The following is a 13571-nucleotide window of genomic DNA, read 5'->3' as shown; positions in this document are numbered from 1 at the left end:
GTCACGCCTCTGCCCGTTTTGCCCCGTCGGCGATGGCCGCGCGCAGTTTCTTTTCCAGGGCGTCACGTTTGGCTTCGCTGTGCAGCTTCAAACCGAACATGTCCTTGACATAGAAGCTGTCCACCACCTGCGCGCCGAAGGTCGCGATCACGGCGCTGACGATCTGGATATGGTTCGCGGCCAGCGTCCGGGTCAGGTCGTACAGCAGTCCAGGCCGGTCGCGGGTATCAACCTCGATGATGGTATAGATGTCGCTGCCTTCGTTGTCGAAGGTCACATGGGTGGGGAACTTGAACTCTCGGGTCCGCTTCTTGGGCTTGTCGCGGGTGGCGAAGGCTTCGCGGGCCACGATTTCCCCGCCCAGCGTGCGCAGGATGGTCTGGCGCAGCCGGGGCAGCCGGTCGTCGTCAAAGGGGCTGCCATCGGGATCCTGCACCCAGAAGACGGCAGTGGCGAAACCGTCGCGCGTGGTATAAGTGCGCGCGTCCACGACGTTGGCGCCCATCAGCGTCAGCGCCCCGCACAGGCGTGAAAAGATGCCTGGATGGTCGGCCAGCACAAAGGCCGCCCGCGTCGCGTCCCGGTCATGGTCGGCCCGCAGGTCGATGCGGATGTCGTCCGGGCCGATCCCGCGCAGCAATCCGGCAAAGCTGGCCTGGGTTTCGGTCGGCAGGCCCGACCAATAGCTGTCATAATGGCGCCCCAGTTCCGCGCGGATGGCCCTGGCCTCCCACCCCTTGGCGATCAGCATGTGGCGCAGGCTGCGCTTGGCTTCGTTCTGGCGGCGGTCGCGGTTCAACTCCTCCAGCCCGTTTTCCAGGACCAGGGCGGTTTCGGTGTGCAGCTTGCGCAGCAGCGCGGCCTTCCAGTTGTTCCAGGTGCCGGGGCCGACGCCGCGGATGTCGCAGACCGTCAGCACCAGCAGCATGTCCAGCCGACGCCGCGTCTTCACCGCCTTGGCGAAATCGCGCAGGGTGCGCGGGTCGGCGATGTCGCGTTTCTGCGCCACATCCGACATCAGCAGGTGATTGCGCACCAGCCATTCCACCGTGTCGATGTCGTCCTGGGGAAAGCCGAACCGCGCCGCGATCCGCCGCGCCAGCCGCGCGCCCAGGATCGAATGATCCTCGCGGCGGCCCTTGCCGATGTCGTGCAGCAAGGTGGCCAGATACAGCACGCGGCGGTTGATGCCCGCTTCCATGATGTGGCTGGACAGGGGAAGATCCTCGGGGTGCTCGCCGCGCTCGATCTCGGCCAGGGCGGCGACGCACTGGATCGAATGTTCGTCCACCGTATAGTGGTGATACATGTTGAACTGCATCATCGCCACGACCGGCTCGAATTCGGGAATGAAGGCGGCCATCACGCCCAGTTCGTTCATGCGGCGCAGGCCCCGTTCCGGGTTGCCGTGCTTCAGCAGGATGTCCATGAAGATGCGCGTGGCTTCCGGATCGGCGCGCATCCGGTCGTCGATCCGATCCAGATTGGCCGCGACAAGGCGCATGGCGTCGGGATGGATCAGGATGCCGGTGCGCAGGGCTTCCTCGAACAGGCGCAGCATGTTCAGCGGATCCGCCAGAAACAGCGTTTCGTCCAAGATGCCAAGACGGCCGTGATCCTCGGTGAAACCGGCCTTCATCTTGCGCCGCCGGCGGAACAGCCGTCCCAGGAACGGTGCGCTGCGGACGTGGCGCGCCTCGAGTTCGGTCAGGAACACACGGGTCAATTCGCCCACATGGGTGGCGTGACGAAAGTAATCCTGCATGAAATATTCGACTCCGCGCCGGGCCGACGTGTCGCGATAACCCATGCGGCGCGCGACCTCGACCTGCATGTCGAAGGACAGGACATCGACCGGACGGCCCGCAATCAGATGCAGATGGCTTCGCACGGCCCACAGGAAATCCTCGGCCTGCCAGAAGGCCAAGTGTTCTTCACGGGTAAAGACGCCCAGATCGACCAGCTCGACCGCGCGGTCCACCCGATGAATGTATTTCGCGATCCAGTACAGAGTTTGCAGGTCGCGCAGCCCGCCCTTCCCTTCCTTGACGTTGGGTTCCAGGACATAACGCTGCCCGCCCTGGCGTTTGTGGCGGTCCGCGCGTTCCTTCAGCTTGGCTTCGATGAATTCGGGCACTGTCTTCGAAAAAAGCTCGACCCACAGGCGCTCGCGCAGATCCTCGGCCAGCGGCGCATGGCCCGCGACCAGCCGGTGTTCCACAAGCGAGGTGCGGATGGTCATGTCGCCCGTGCCCAGACGGATGCAGTCGTCAAGGCTGCGAATCGAATGGCCGATCTTCAGCTTGAGGTCCCACAGGATGTAGAGCATCGATTCGACGACGCTTTCGGCCCAGGCGGTGATCTTCCAGGGTGTCAGGAACAGCAGGTCAACGTCCGACTGCGGCGCCATCTCGGCCCGGCCATAGCCGCCGACGGCCAGCACAGCCAGCCGCTCGGCCTCGGACGGGGACCGCTGGGGATGCAGGCGCGTCGCGACATGATGGGTGGCGACAACAATGCCGTCCGTCAGATTGGCAATCGCACGGACCGTCTCGCGGGCTGCTCGGGGATGGCTGGTCAGCCCGGCCTCGATGGCCTGCATGGCTTGGGTGCGGGCCTCCGAAAGGAGGGCCACCGTGCGCGCGCGAATTTCCTTGCGGTCGGTCACCCCGGTCAGGTCCGCATCAAGGATCGGCAGGAAGATTTCAGGGTCGAAGATCGGATGCGCCCCGGACAGGGCCGGGGCGCTTTGCCGGACAGGCGTATCGGACAGGACGGCCAAGGTCAGAACCCGAAACCGCCGCCAAATCCGCGCGGGGCCGGATCCAGGATGACCAGCCGGTTGCCGCGCAGCGTGGCGACCGCCAGCGCGCGTTCCGAGGTGCCGTCCGGCCGCAGTCGGAAGACGCCGCCGACGCCGGAAAAGCCCGCGGCCTGCGTCAGCCCCGTGGTCGTCAGCGCATTGCGATTGCCGCTGCGCACCAGCGAGGCGATGGCGGCAACCCCGTCATAGGCAAGGCTTGCCAGTTCGTGCGGTTGTTCCCCATAGACGCTGCGGTAACGGGCGTCGAACTGCGCCTTGAGTCCCTGATCGGGGATCGCGAACCAGCCTTCCTGCAACTGCGGCATCCCGATGCGGTTGGCGGGTTGGTCCCAGCGGGTCAGTCCCATCATCTGGGTCACGGGCGACCGGACGCCCGCCGCCGCCAGTTTCTCGGTCAGATAGGGCAGGACGGCCTGATTGTTGGCGGTCATGAACACCGCATCGACCCGGCCCGATTGCGCGGCCGCGACGATCTGGGGCGTCGCCGCGTCGATGCCGGTAACGGATACGGCATGGTTGCTGCGTCCTGCCAGACGGGCGCCGTTGCGGGCGATGGCGGTTTCGATCGCGCGGCCGCCAAGCTGGCCCGCGATGTCGTCTTCGGCCACGACATAGATGTTGCGCTTGCCCTGCCGCACGCCATAGCCGACCAGCCGGTTCGCGACGTTGGCAAAGCTGTTGCCCAGGATAAAGACGTTCCCGCCCGCGATCTCGGCATTGTTGGAAAACGACAGCACGTTCACGTTGCGCGGCCGCATGGCGGTGCCGACGGCATTGGCGCCCTCGGCGAACAGTGGGCCGACGATGATCTGCGCGCCCGCATCCACGGCGGCATTGGCCTGGGCCACGGCCTGCGCGGTGCTGGTGCCGGTGTCATAGATGCGCAGGTCGATGCTGGCGCCCTGGGCGTCCGCCGCAGCCATCCGGGCCGCGTTCTTCAGGCTGCGCGACAGCCATTCCAGATCGGCCGATCCGCTGCCGCCGGGGGCCAGCAGGGCGACGCGCACCGGCTCGTCGGGATTTATCAGGGATCCGGTGGCAGGACCGCTGGCCCCCTGCGACCCGTCCATCGGCTGGCAGGCCGCGATAACAAAGGCCGACAGGATGGCGGCGGCGCGGGTGACGGCGCGGCGCAATCCGGCGGCGGGCCGGGGTATGGCGGAAACGACCATGGGAAACTTTCCTGCTGTAAGGTATCGGCGAGGTGCGGGCAGCCTAGGACCAACGGACCTGCTTGGCAATCAGTCGGAAGGAAAGCGCCATGGACATCCACCCCCCCCAGCGTCTGAACGCCCATGTCGAGGCGACCCGGCTTGAGAGCGGGTTGTACCTGGTGGCGACGCCGATCGGCACGGCCCGCGACATCACGCTGCGGGCGTTGGATGTGCTGAACGCGGCCGATGTGCTGGCGGCCGAAGATACGCGCGTCCTGCGTCACCTGATGGACATTCACGGCATCCCCCTGCGCGGCCGCCGGATCCAACCCTATCACGACCACAACGGCGAACGCGCCCGCCCGGCCCTGATGGCCGCCCTGGCGGGCGGTTCCAGCGTGGCCTATGCGTCGGACGCGGGCACGCCGCTGGTGGCCGATCCCGGATACCGTCTTGCGAAGGTTGCAGCCGTGGCAGGTCATCGCGTTCACGCCATCCCCGGCCCCTCGGCCCCGCTTGTCGCGCTGAGCGTTTCGGGATTGCCAAGCGACCGTTTCGTCTTTGCGGGCTTTCCACCACTGGCGAAAGGCGCGCGGACGACATGGCTGCGTCAGTGGATGGCTGTGGATGCGACCCTGATCCTGTTCGAAAGCCCCCGGCGCGTTAACCAGACCTTGCAGGAGATGTGCGAGATTGACGCGAATCGGCCTATCGTGGTGGCACGGGAACTGACCAAGAAGTTCGAGGAAGTGATCCGCGGCACGGCGCGGGAACTGGCCGACGACCCGCGCATGGCCGCCCTTCGCGGAGAGGTGGTGATCCTGGCGGACCGGCCGGGCGAGGTGGTGGCCGACGAGGAAACGATCCGGCAAGCCTTGCTGGATCGGCTGGAACGGATGACGGTCAAGGATGCCGCGAGGGATGTTGCGGCGGAACTGGGACTTGCGCGGCGCGATGTCTATCAGGTGGCGCTGGCCTTGAACAGGAACGGGGATTGATGATGGGTTCCGGAAATCCGCTGGATCTGAAAGGGACAAGGCCGGTGTCGTCCGCGCGGCGCACGCGGGGGCGCCTGGCCTGTCTGTCCGGCGCCATGGCCGAGGACCGCGTGGCGCGCGTTCTGGAAGACCAGGGCATTTCAGTCCTGGCCCGCCGCTGGCGGGGCACGGCGGGGGAAATCGATCTGGTCTGCCAGGACGGGCCATGCCTTGCCTTTGTCGAGGTCAAGCGGTCCGCGACCCATGCCGAGGCCGCACAGCGTCTTGGGCCGGTCCAGCAGGGGCGCATCATGCGGGCCGCCCTGGAATATTGCGACAGCCACGGCCATCAGCCCCTGCCCGAACTGCGCTTCGATGCAGCCCTGGTCGATGCCCGCGGCCGGGTCGAGCTTGTGAAGCGCGCCTTCGAGGAAGCCTTCGGTTAAGTCGCGGCGTCACCCGTGGGAATTGCCGGTTCTGACGTCCGCGCCGAACGTCTTCGTCAACGAAGGCCGCGTCAGGCGCGATCCAAATTCAGCGCGATCAGTCCGGCGGTCTGGTCGGGATGCGTCAAGGATACCATGTGCCCGGCATCCGGCACGACCGCGCGGCCGACATCGGGCAAGCGGCTTGCAAGGGCCTCGGCGATCGCATGGATCACGGGCGGAGAATCCGCTCCGGCGACGATCAGGACGGGGGCGTCGATCCGTTCCAGGCCGCCTTTGCGCAGGATCCGTGCCCCGTCACGCGACAGGGTTTCGGCGGTCGCCGAAACCAGATGAATCTGGTCGGTCATCGTCTGACGAACGGCCGGGGGCAGGTCGCCGAAAGGCTGCGCCCCCCAGACATCGATGAACTGCCGGGCAGCATCCTCGGCCTCGCCCTTCGCAAGGCTGGCGGCAAGGTTGCGCTCGCGGGCTGCCTGATCCGCGTCGGGTGCCGCCGCGAACAGGACCGGCTCGATCAGCGTCAGGCTCCGCACGGCCTCGGGCGCGGCGACGGCGATGCGCAGGGCGACGGTCGCCCCCAGGCTGTGGCCGATCAGGTCCAGCGGCTGATGGATGAAGGATGCCGCGATCCGCGTGATGGCCGTGTGGAAATCCGTTCCATCAGGCAGCCCTGTCCAAGGCCCGCTGCGGCCATGGCCCGGCATGTCGAAGGCGAACAAGTCGATCCGTCCGTCCAGCCGCCCCGCGATCGGCCCCCACGAGGCCGAATTGCCCATCATGCAATGCAGGGCTAGGGCCGGGCGATCCTTGTCGCCGGGCCAGTGTCGCTTGTGGATGCCGGTCACAGCGTGGAGAGATGCCGGTCGAGGAAATCCAGCCGATCCTGTCCCCAGAATTTTTGGCCGGTTTCCGGCACGACATAAAAGGGCGAACCGAAGACGCCCGCCTCGACGGCCCGGTCCAGATTGCGGCCATATGTTTCCGCGCCGACGATCAGCCCCGAATCGGCCAGCGACGGGTCAAAGCCATGGGCCGACAGGACGTCGCGGATCACGGCGTCATCGCTGATGTCGCGATCCTCGGCCCAGACCGCGCGCAGGAAGCCCTGCACCAGCCCGCCCAGGTCGCCGCCCCCCGCCTCTTGCGCCGCGATGATGGCATAGGACGAGGGCGCCATGTTGACCGGCCAATGGGCGGGCTTCAGGTTGAACGCCATCCCCAGGTGATCCGCCCAGCGGGGCAGTTCCTGCGCACGGTACTGCATCCGGCTGGGATGACGGTTGGCGGGCCGGACGCCGCCGGTGCGGTCGAACAGTTGCAGGATGTCCAGCGGCCTGTAGGCAATCGTCGCGCCGTGCCGTTCGCCGATCCGTTCCAGCCGGTCCCCTGCCAGATAGGCCCAGGGGCTGATCGTTCCGAAATAATAGTCGATGCTGGCCATGACGATGCCCCTTGTGGCGCCTGGTGGTTTGCCCGCAGGCTAACCGGGTGCTAAGGCGGGCGCAATCTGGCGAATCCCTGCGAAAAGGCCCCCTTATGCCCGTCATGACCGAACCCAAGCTGATCTCAGGAAACGCCAACCGGACCTTGGCCGGGGCCATCGCCCGGCGGATGTCGATGCATCGGGGCATGAACGTCAGCCTGTGCGACGCCCGGATCGAGCGGTTCAACGACCAGGAAATCTTCGTCGAAGTCTTCGAGAACGTGCGCGGCGAGGACATGTACATCATCCAGCCGACATCCAACCCCGCGAACGACAACCTGATGGAACTGCTTATCATGTCCGACGCGCTGAAGCGGTCGTCGGCGGCGCGGATCACGGCGGTCATTCCCTATTTCGGCTATGCCCGCCAGGACCGCCGCGCCAAGGCCCGGACGCCGATCAGCGCCAAGCTGGTGGCGAACCTGCTGACCGAATCCGGCATCGACCGTGTGCTGACCCTGGATCTGCATGCGGCCCAGATCCAGGGGTTCTTCGACATTCCCGTGGACAACCTCTATGCGGCGCCGGTCTTTGCCCTGGATGTGCAGCATCATTTCCGTGGCCGGATGAACGACCTGATGGTCGTGTCGCCCGACGTGGGAGGCGTGGCGCGGGCGCGGGAACTGGCAACCCGGATCGGGGCGCCCTTGTCCATCGTGGACAAGCGTCGCGAAAAGGCGGGCGAGATCGCGGAAATGACCGTGATCGGCGATGTCGCGGGCAAGGTCTGCATCATCGTGGACGACATCTGCGACACCGCCGGAACGCTGGCCAAGGCCGCTCAGGTGCTGACGGACAATGGTGCGACCGAGGTTCATGCCTATATCACCCATGGCGTCCTGTCCGGCCCGGCGGTCGAACGCGTGACGAATTCGGTCATGAAATCGCTGGTCATCACCGATTCGATCCAGCCGACCGATGCCGTGAAATCCGCGCCCAACATCCGCATCGTGCCGACCGCGCCGATGTTCGCGCAGGCGATCCTGAACATCTGGAACGGCACCTCGGTCAGCAGCCTGTTCGAAACGGACACCCTGCTGCCGATCTACGAGGGGCTCTATACGACGGCCTGACGCACGGTCCGGCCCGGCGGGCGGGTTACAGCGCCCGCCACCCGATATCGCGGCGGCAGAACCCCTGCGGCCAGTCGATCGCATCGACCTGCGCATAGGCGCGGGCATGCGCCTCGGCCAGGGTGGCGCCGCGCCCGGTGCAGGCCAGAACCCGCCCGCCGGTGGCGACCGTGTGGCCGTCTCTGGCAGCGGTTCCGGCGTGGAATGTCATCTCGAAACTGGTTTCAGTCAGGCTATTCAACCCGTTGATGGCGGTGCCTTTCTGATAGATTCCGGGATAGCCCTTCGCAGCCATTACCACGGTGAGGGCGTGATCGTCGGCCCAGTTCACCGCCATGTCGGCCAGCCGTTCTTCGGCACAGGCAAGCAGCAGGTCAAGCACCTGTCCGCCCAGGCGCATCATCAGCACCTGACATTCGGGATCGCCGAAGCGGACATTGTATTCCACCAGCCGAGCGCGCCCATCATGGATCATCAGCCCGGCGTACAGGACGCCTTGGAACGGCATTCCGCGCGCGGCCATTTCCGCCACGGTCGGGCGGACGATCTGCGTCATCACCTGATCCTGCACAGCATCGGTCAGGATCGGCGCCGGGCTATAGGCGCCCATGCCGCCGGTGTTCGGGCCGGTATCGCCCTCGCCCACGCGCTTGTGGTCCTGGGCGGTGCCGAGGGGAAGGCAATCGGTGCCGTCGCAAAGGACAAAGAAGCTGGCTTCCTCGCCCGCCATGAATTCCTCGATCACGACCGACATGTCGCCGAACTCGCCATCGAAGATCGCGTCGATGGCCCCGTGCGCCTGCTCGACGGTTTCGGCCACGGTGACGCCCTTGCCGGCGGCCAGCCCGTCGGCCTTGACCACGATGGGGGCGCCCTGGGCGGTGACGTGATCGCGGGCGCTGTCGGCATCGGCGAACCGCGCCCACGCGGCGGTCGGCGCCCCGCAGGCGTCGCAGATGTCCTTGGTAAAGGCCTTGGACGCCTCGAGCTGGGCTGCGGCCTGGGACGGGCCAAGAACCAGGAACCCGGCGTCGCGCAGGGCATCCGAGACGCCTGTAGCCAGGGGCGCCTCGGGGCCGATCACCACGAAGTCTATGGTGTTTTCCTGGGCGAACTCCAGGACGTCGGCGCGTGACAGAATGTTCAGGTCGGCGCATTCGGCGACGTGGGCGGTGCCCGCATTGCCGGGCGCCACGATCAGGCGGTCGCATTTCGGGTTCTGCCGGATCGCCCAGGCCAGTGCGTGTTCGCGCCCGCCTCCGCCCAGGATCAGGATGTTCATCTGCCGCCCTTTCGCTTGCCGTGCGGGCGTTCTAGTCTGGCGCTGCAAAGGGAACAAGACGCATGGATTTGCTGGAAGACGCGCCGGGCAGCAACGCGCATGAATTCACGGTGTCCGAACTGTCGGGCGCCGTGAAGCGCAGCCTGGAGGATCAGTTCGGCCGCGTCCGCGTGCGCGGAGAGATCGGGCGGGTGTCGCGCCCGTCGTCGGGGCATCTGTATTTCGATCTCAAGGATGACCGGTCGGTGCTGGCGGCCGTCACCTGGAAAGGGCAGGCGGCCAAGCTGGCGCAGCGCCCCGAGGAGGGTATGGAGGTCATCGCCACGGGCCGCATCACCACCTTTCCCGGCCAGTCCAAATATCAACTGATCGTGGATCAGATCGAACCCGCTGGCCTTGGCGCGCTGATGGCGATGCTGGAAAGGCGCCGTCAGGCCTTGGCGGCCGAGGGGCTGTTCGACGATGCGCGCAAGCGTCCGCTGCCGTCCCTGCCGCGCGTGATCGGGGTTGTCACCTCGCCGTCCGGTGCGGTGATCCGCGACATCCTGCACCGGCTGCGCGACCGCTTTCCGACCCGCGTGCTGATCTGGCCGGTGGCCGTCCAGGGCGACGGCTGCGCCCCGCAGGTGGCGGCGGCGATCCGGGGGTTCAACGACCTTGCCCCAGGCGGGCCGATCCCGCGCCCGGATCTGCTGATCGTGGCGCGGGGCGGCGGCAGTCTGGAGGATTTGTGGGGGTTCAACGAGGAAGCCGTGGTCCGCGCTGCCGCCGAAAGCCGCATTCCGCTGATTTCGGCCGTGGGGCACGAGACCGACACCACGCTGATCGATTTTGCCGCCGACCGCCGCGCGCCGACACCGACCGCCGCGGCCGAGATGGCGGTGCCGGTGCTGGCGGACCTGGCGGCCCGTCTGGCGGAATCGCAGGTTCGGCTGACGCGGTCCAGCCAACGTCAGGTCGAACGGCCCCGGCAGCGTCTGCGTGATCTGGCCCGTGGGCTGGGCCGCCCTGCCGTCCTGACCGAAGCGGCACGGCAAAGACTGGATTTGTGGGCGGGCCGTCTAGATCCCGCATTGCACGGGCTGGTGCGCAATCGCAGGCACCAGCTTGCGGCCCGTCCGATCCCGATGGCCTTGCTGAGCCGGTTCACGGATCGAAAGGCGCACGCCCTGCAAGGACTGGCGCATCGGCTGGACGCCGGTGTGGCCCGGCGTATGGAACGGCGCCGCGACCGGATGACGACGATGGGGGAACGGCTGGATGCCTCGCTGGCGCGGGTGGTGGCGGTGACGCGGCGGACCATCGAGACCCAGGATCGAAGGCTGATCGATCTGTCGCAGCGGCTTGAGACAGGGGTCCACCGGGCGATTCGAGACCGGGACCACTCGCTGCAACGGGTTGACCGGCTGCGACTGTCGCTGGGCCATGAGGCGACGCTGAAACGGGGATTCGTGGTTGTGCGGGGGCCGGATGACAGCGTCATCACCTCGGTCGCCGAGGCGCGGCGCCATGCACGGCTGAACCTGCAATTCGCCGACAACCAGTATCTTGGGGTCCGTCCCGAAGGCTCGTCGCAAAAGCCCGTGCGAAAGCAGGCACAGCCTGAACAGAAGACGCTGTTCTAGGCCGGATCCCTTGGCCGAAGCATCAGCCAGATCAGCGCGCCCCCGGCCAGCACCAGAAACGGAAGCATTGACAGATTGACCGCGTTCCATCCCGCGACGACAGGCCCGCCGCTGCAATTCATAAGCCCGCCAGACGACAGCGAGGCCAGGAACACCCCGCCGAACACAACGGCATCGTTCAGCCCCTGGACATGGCCGCGTTCCTGCGGCGTATGGGCACGGGTCAGCATGGCCGTCGCGCCGATATAACCGAAGTTCCAGCCCGTGCCCAACAGGACCAGGGCGGCAAAGAAATTCGTCAGCTGGACCCCGGACAGGGCCGCTGCCCCGGCAAGCGCCAGCAGGACAAGCCCGACCGCCACGATCCGCTCGGCCCCGAAGCGGGCGATAAGATGGCCGATAAAAAAGCTGGGCGCAAACATCGCCAGGACATGCGCGCTGACGATATTCGCCGCATCCCTCGGCGCAAAGCCGCAGCCCACCACCGCCAGCGGGGTCGAGGTCATCACCAGGTTCATCAACGCATAGGCGACCGTTCCGCAGATCATCGCCACTGCAAGGGCCGGACGGCGCAGCAAGGTGGGCAAGGCCGGTCCGCCCCCGGCGCCACGGGCCAAAGGCGCGGGCTTCGGAATGTCCAGAAAGGCGAACAGGACAGGGCCGACGGCGTTCAGGCCGATCACCGCCACATAGGTGGCAAGGAACGGCACCGCCGTCAGCCCGTCCGTCGCGCGCACCACCGCAGGACCGATGATCGCCGCCGCCAGCCCGCCTGCCATGACCCAGCTGATCGCGCGCGGGGCATCGTCATCGGACGCCATGTCGGTTGCGGCAAAGCGATAGAATCCCTGCGCGGACATGTAGATGCCGGCCAGCGGCGCCCCCGCCGCGAACAGCCAGAACGACCCCGCCGACAGCCCCCATGCCGCCAGCGCCGCGCCAAGGCCCCCGGCCAGCACGGCCAGCATGAAACCCGCCTGCCTGCCGCGATCCTGCATGAATCGCGCCAGCGGGCGGGCGGACAGCGCGGATCCCAGGACAATCATCGACAGGGGCAGGGTGGCGATGCAGGGATGAGGCGCAAGGATCTGGCCTGCAAGGCCGCCAACGATGAAGTTCACCGACATCTGCGCGCCCAGGATCGCCTGCGCCGCGACCAGCACGGCGACGTTGCGGCGATTGCGCCGGGGACCGTGCAAGGTCTCAGCGCCGGTTCAGGCCTGCGGCCGCATGGGCGCGTTCCTGGATCGCCCCCCAGTTTTCGGCATTCACGTCGGCGTCCGTGGCGATCCAGCTGCCGCCGACGCAGATCACGTTCGGCAGCGCCAGATAGTCGGCGGCATTCGAAGGCGAAATCCCGCCGGTGGGACAGAAGGTGATCCGGGGCAGGGGACCGGCCAGCGATTTCAGCGCGGGGACCCCGCCGACCGCCTCGGCCGGGAAGAATTTCAGCATGTCATAGCCCGCGTCCGACGCGCGCATCACCTCGGACGCGGTGGCGGCGCCGGGCAGCAGGGGCAGTTCCAGTTCCTCGCAGGCAGCGACAAGGCGGTCCGTCAGTCCGGGCGATACGGCAAAGGTGGCGCCTGCGTCCTTGGCGCGCTTGGCATCGTCCGGGGTCAGCACCGTTCCGGCGCCCACATGCCCGCCCGACACGGCCGACATGGCCCGGATCGCATCCAACGCCGCGTCCGAGCGCAGGGTGATTTCCAGAACGGGAAGCCCGCCCGAAACAAGCGCCTGCGCCAGCCCGGCCGCGCGATCGGCGTTCTTGATGACGATGACCGGGATCACGGGGGCAAGCCGGCACAGGGCCCGCGTTTTCTGTGACTGGAGATGGGGGTTCATGGCGCCGCCTTTCGTTCCGCAATCCAACGGCAAACTGCCTGCTGACACAGGCTGATGCAAGCGGTTTGCCGGTCACAGGCGGAAATTCCGTTATCGCTATCAGCCGGTTCGGATCAGACGGCCACAACCACGGCGGCAAAGTGGATCGCGGCGGCCGTCACGACAAAGCCGTGCCAGATCGCGTTCTGAAAGCGCAGTTTTTCCCAGACGTGAAAGATCACCCCCACGGAATAGACGATTCCGCCAATGACGATCAGCAGCATCGATACCGGCGGCAGGTTGTCGGCGATGGGTCGAAACGCGATCAGCCCGCTCCACCCCATGAGAAGGTACAGAAAGATCGCAAGACGGTCGTATCGACCGGGCAGCAGGCATTTCAGCGCAACGCCAAGCGCCGCCGTCACCCAGATGCAGACCAGCAGCGCAAGGGCCGTGGGATCGGACGACGCCTTGTGCAGGAACGGGGTATAGGTCGCGGCGATCAGGATGAAGATGGCGGAATGATCCAGCCGGCGCAGATACCATTTCAACGGCGATTTTGGCATCATGTTGTATGTGAAGGAGGCCGCAAGCGACAGGATCAGCCCCGCAGCATAGATCGCCGTGGCCAGAACCTCGGTCGGGCCTGCCTGGGCCGAGACGTGGGGGATCAGGAAGGCCACCCCAACCAGAGCCAGTGCGACGCCGATTCCATGAACGACCCCATCGGCAAGCAACTCGTAAAAATCATAGTGCCGCCCCAGGCGGAACCGGCTGTCGGCCATGATGAACCCCGTGATGATTCATCTTGCCTGACCGCGGCATGGCCAGCAACTGACAGATTCGTCAGGTTTTATGCGATTGAAATGCCGATGGT

Annotated in this window: 12 protein-coding genes; 4 read left to right on the top strand and 8 right to left on the bottom strand. The window is 66.6% G+C overall.

Annotation, left to right across the window (positions count from 1 at the left end; all coding sequences use genetic code 11):
- Window position 1: 1 nt before the first annotated feature.
- The gene (locus CHB77_RS12620; RefSeq protein ID WP_089388658.1) at window positions 2–2773 is read right to left on the bottom strand and encodes a [protein-PII] uridylyltransferase; all 2772 of its coding nucleotides are present in this window, start codon (window positions 2771–2773) and stop codon (window positions 2–4) included.
- Between the two features lie 11 nt (window positions 2774–2784).
- Window positions 2785–3996, bottom strand: a complete 1212-nt coding sequence (locus CHB77_RS12615; protein WP_089388582.1) for a penicillin-binding protein activator — start codon at window positions 3994–3996, stop codon at window positions 2785–2787.
- Window positions 3997–4085: 89 nt separating this feature from the next.
- On the opposite strand from CHB77_RS12615, the gene rsmI reads away from it, so the two are divergent.
- On the top strand, window positions 4086–4976 hold the full coding sequence (gene rsmI, locus CHB77_RS12610; RefSeq protein WP_089388581.1) for a 16S rRNA (cytidine(1402)-2'-O)-methyltransferase: 891 nt from the start codon (window positions 4086–4088) through the stop codon (window positions 4974–4976).
- On the top strand, window positions 4976–5401 hold the full coding sequence (locus tag CHB77_RS12605; RefSeq protein ID WP_089388580.1) for a YraN family protein: 426 nt from the start codon (window positions 4976–4978) through the stop codon (window positions 5399–5401). The genes rsmI and CHB77_RS12605 overlap by 1 nt, the downstream gene beginning before the upstream one ends.
- A gap of 71 nt (window positions 5402–5472) precedes the next feature.
- Here the strand turns inward: CHB77_RS12605 and CHB77_RS12600 are convergent, their stop codons facing one another.
- Complete coding sequence (locus CHB77_RS12600; RefSeq protein ID WP_089388579.1) at window positions 5473–6249, bottom strand: alpha/beta fold hydrolase; 777 nt, start codon at window positions 6247–6249, stop codon at window positions 5473–5475.
- Window positions 6246–6845, bottom strand: coding sequence for a 2-hydroxychromene-2-carboxylate isomerase (locus CHB77_RS12595; protein WP_089388578.1), 600 nt, complete (start codon window positions 6843–6845; stop codon window positions 6246–6248). The genes CHB77_RS12600 and CHB77_RS12595 overlap by 4 nt, the downstream gene beginning before the upstream one ends.
- 95 nt (window positions 6846–6940) lie before the next feature.
- Here CHB77_RS12595 and CHB77_RS12590 point away from each other — a divergent pair, with 95 nt between their 5' ends.
- A complete protein-coding gene (locus CHB77_RS12590) occupies window positions 6941–7960 on the top strand; it encodes a ribose-phosphate pyrophosphokinase (RefSeq protein WP_089388577.1) in 1020 nt (339 codons plus the stop codon).
- Window positions 7961–7985: 25 nt separating this feature from the next.
- Here CHB77_RS12590 and purD read toward each other — a convergent pair whose 3' ends face one another.
- On the bottom strand, window positions 7986–9242 hold the full coding sequence (gene purD / locus CHB77_RS12585) for a phosphoribosylamine--glycine ligase (RefSeq protein WP_089388576.1): 1257 nt from the start codon (window positions 9240–9242) through the stop codon (window positions 7986–7988).
- Window positions 9243–9304: 62 nt separating this feature from the next.
- Between purD and xseA the strand changes: the two genes are divergently transcribed.
- On the top strand, window positions 9305–10867 hold the full coding sequence (gene xseA, locus CHB77_RS12580) for an exodeoxyribonuclease VII large subunit (RefSeq protein WP_089388575.1): 1563 nt from the start codon (window positions 9305–9307) through the stop codon (window positions 10865–10867).
- Here xseA and CHB77_RS12575 read toward each other — a convergent pair.
- The 3 genes from CHB77_RS12575 to trhA all read right to left on the bottom strand — a co-directional run bounded on the left by CHB77_RS12575 (window position 10864) and on the right by trhA (window position 13479).
- Window positions 10864–12066 (bottom strand): MFS transporter, encoded by a 1203-nt coding sequence (locus CHB77_RS12575; RefSeq protein WP_242626624.1) that lies wholly within the window; start codon window positions 12064–12066, stop codon window positions 10864–10866. The genes xseA and CHB77_RS12575 overlap by 4 nt on opposite strands.
- A 4-nt stretch (window positions 12067–12070) precedes the next feature.
- Window positions 12071–12715: a bifunctional 4-hydroxy-2-oxoglutarate aldolase/2-dehydro-3-deoxy-phosphogluconate aldolase gene (gene eda / locus CHB77_RS12570; RefSeq protein ID WP_089388574.1), complete on the bottom strand. Its 645-nt coding sequence runs from the start codon at window positions 12713–12715 to the stop codon at window positions 12071–12073.
- A gap of 113 nt (window positions 12716–12828) precedes the next feature.
- Window positions 12829–13479: a PAQR family membrane homeostasis protein TrhA gene (gene trhA / locus CHB77_RS12565; protein WP_089388573.1), complete on the bottom strand. Its 651-nt coding sequence runs from the start codon at window positions 13477–13479 to the stop codon at window positions 12829–12831.
- Window positions 13480–13571 lie beyond the last annotated feature (92 nt).

Source organism: Paracoccus sediminis, assembly GCF_900188295.1.
Classification (GTDB): domain Bacteria; phylum Pseudomonadota; class Alphaproteobacteria; order Rhodobacterales; family Rhodobacteraceae; genus Paracoccus; species Paracoccus sediminis.
The sequence above is the reverse complement of the archived record's forward strand: the minus strand, read 5'-3'. Positions and strand labels throughout refer to the sequence as shown.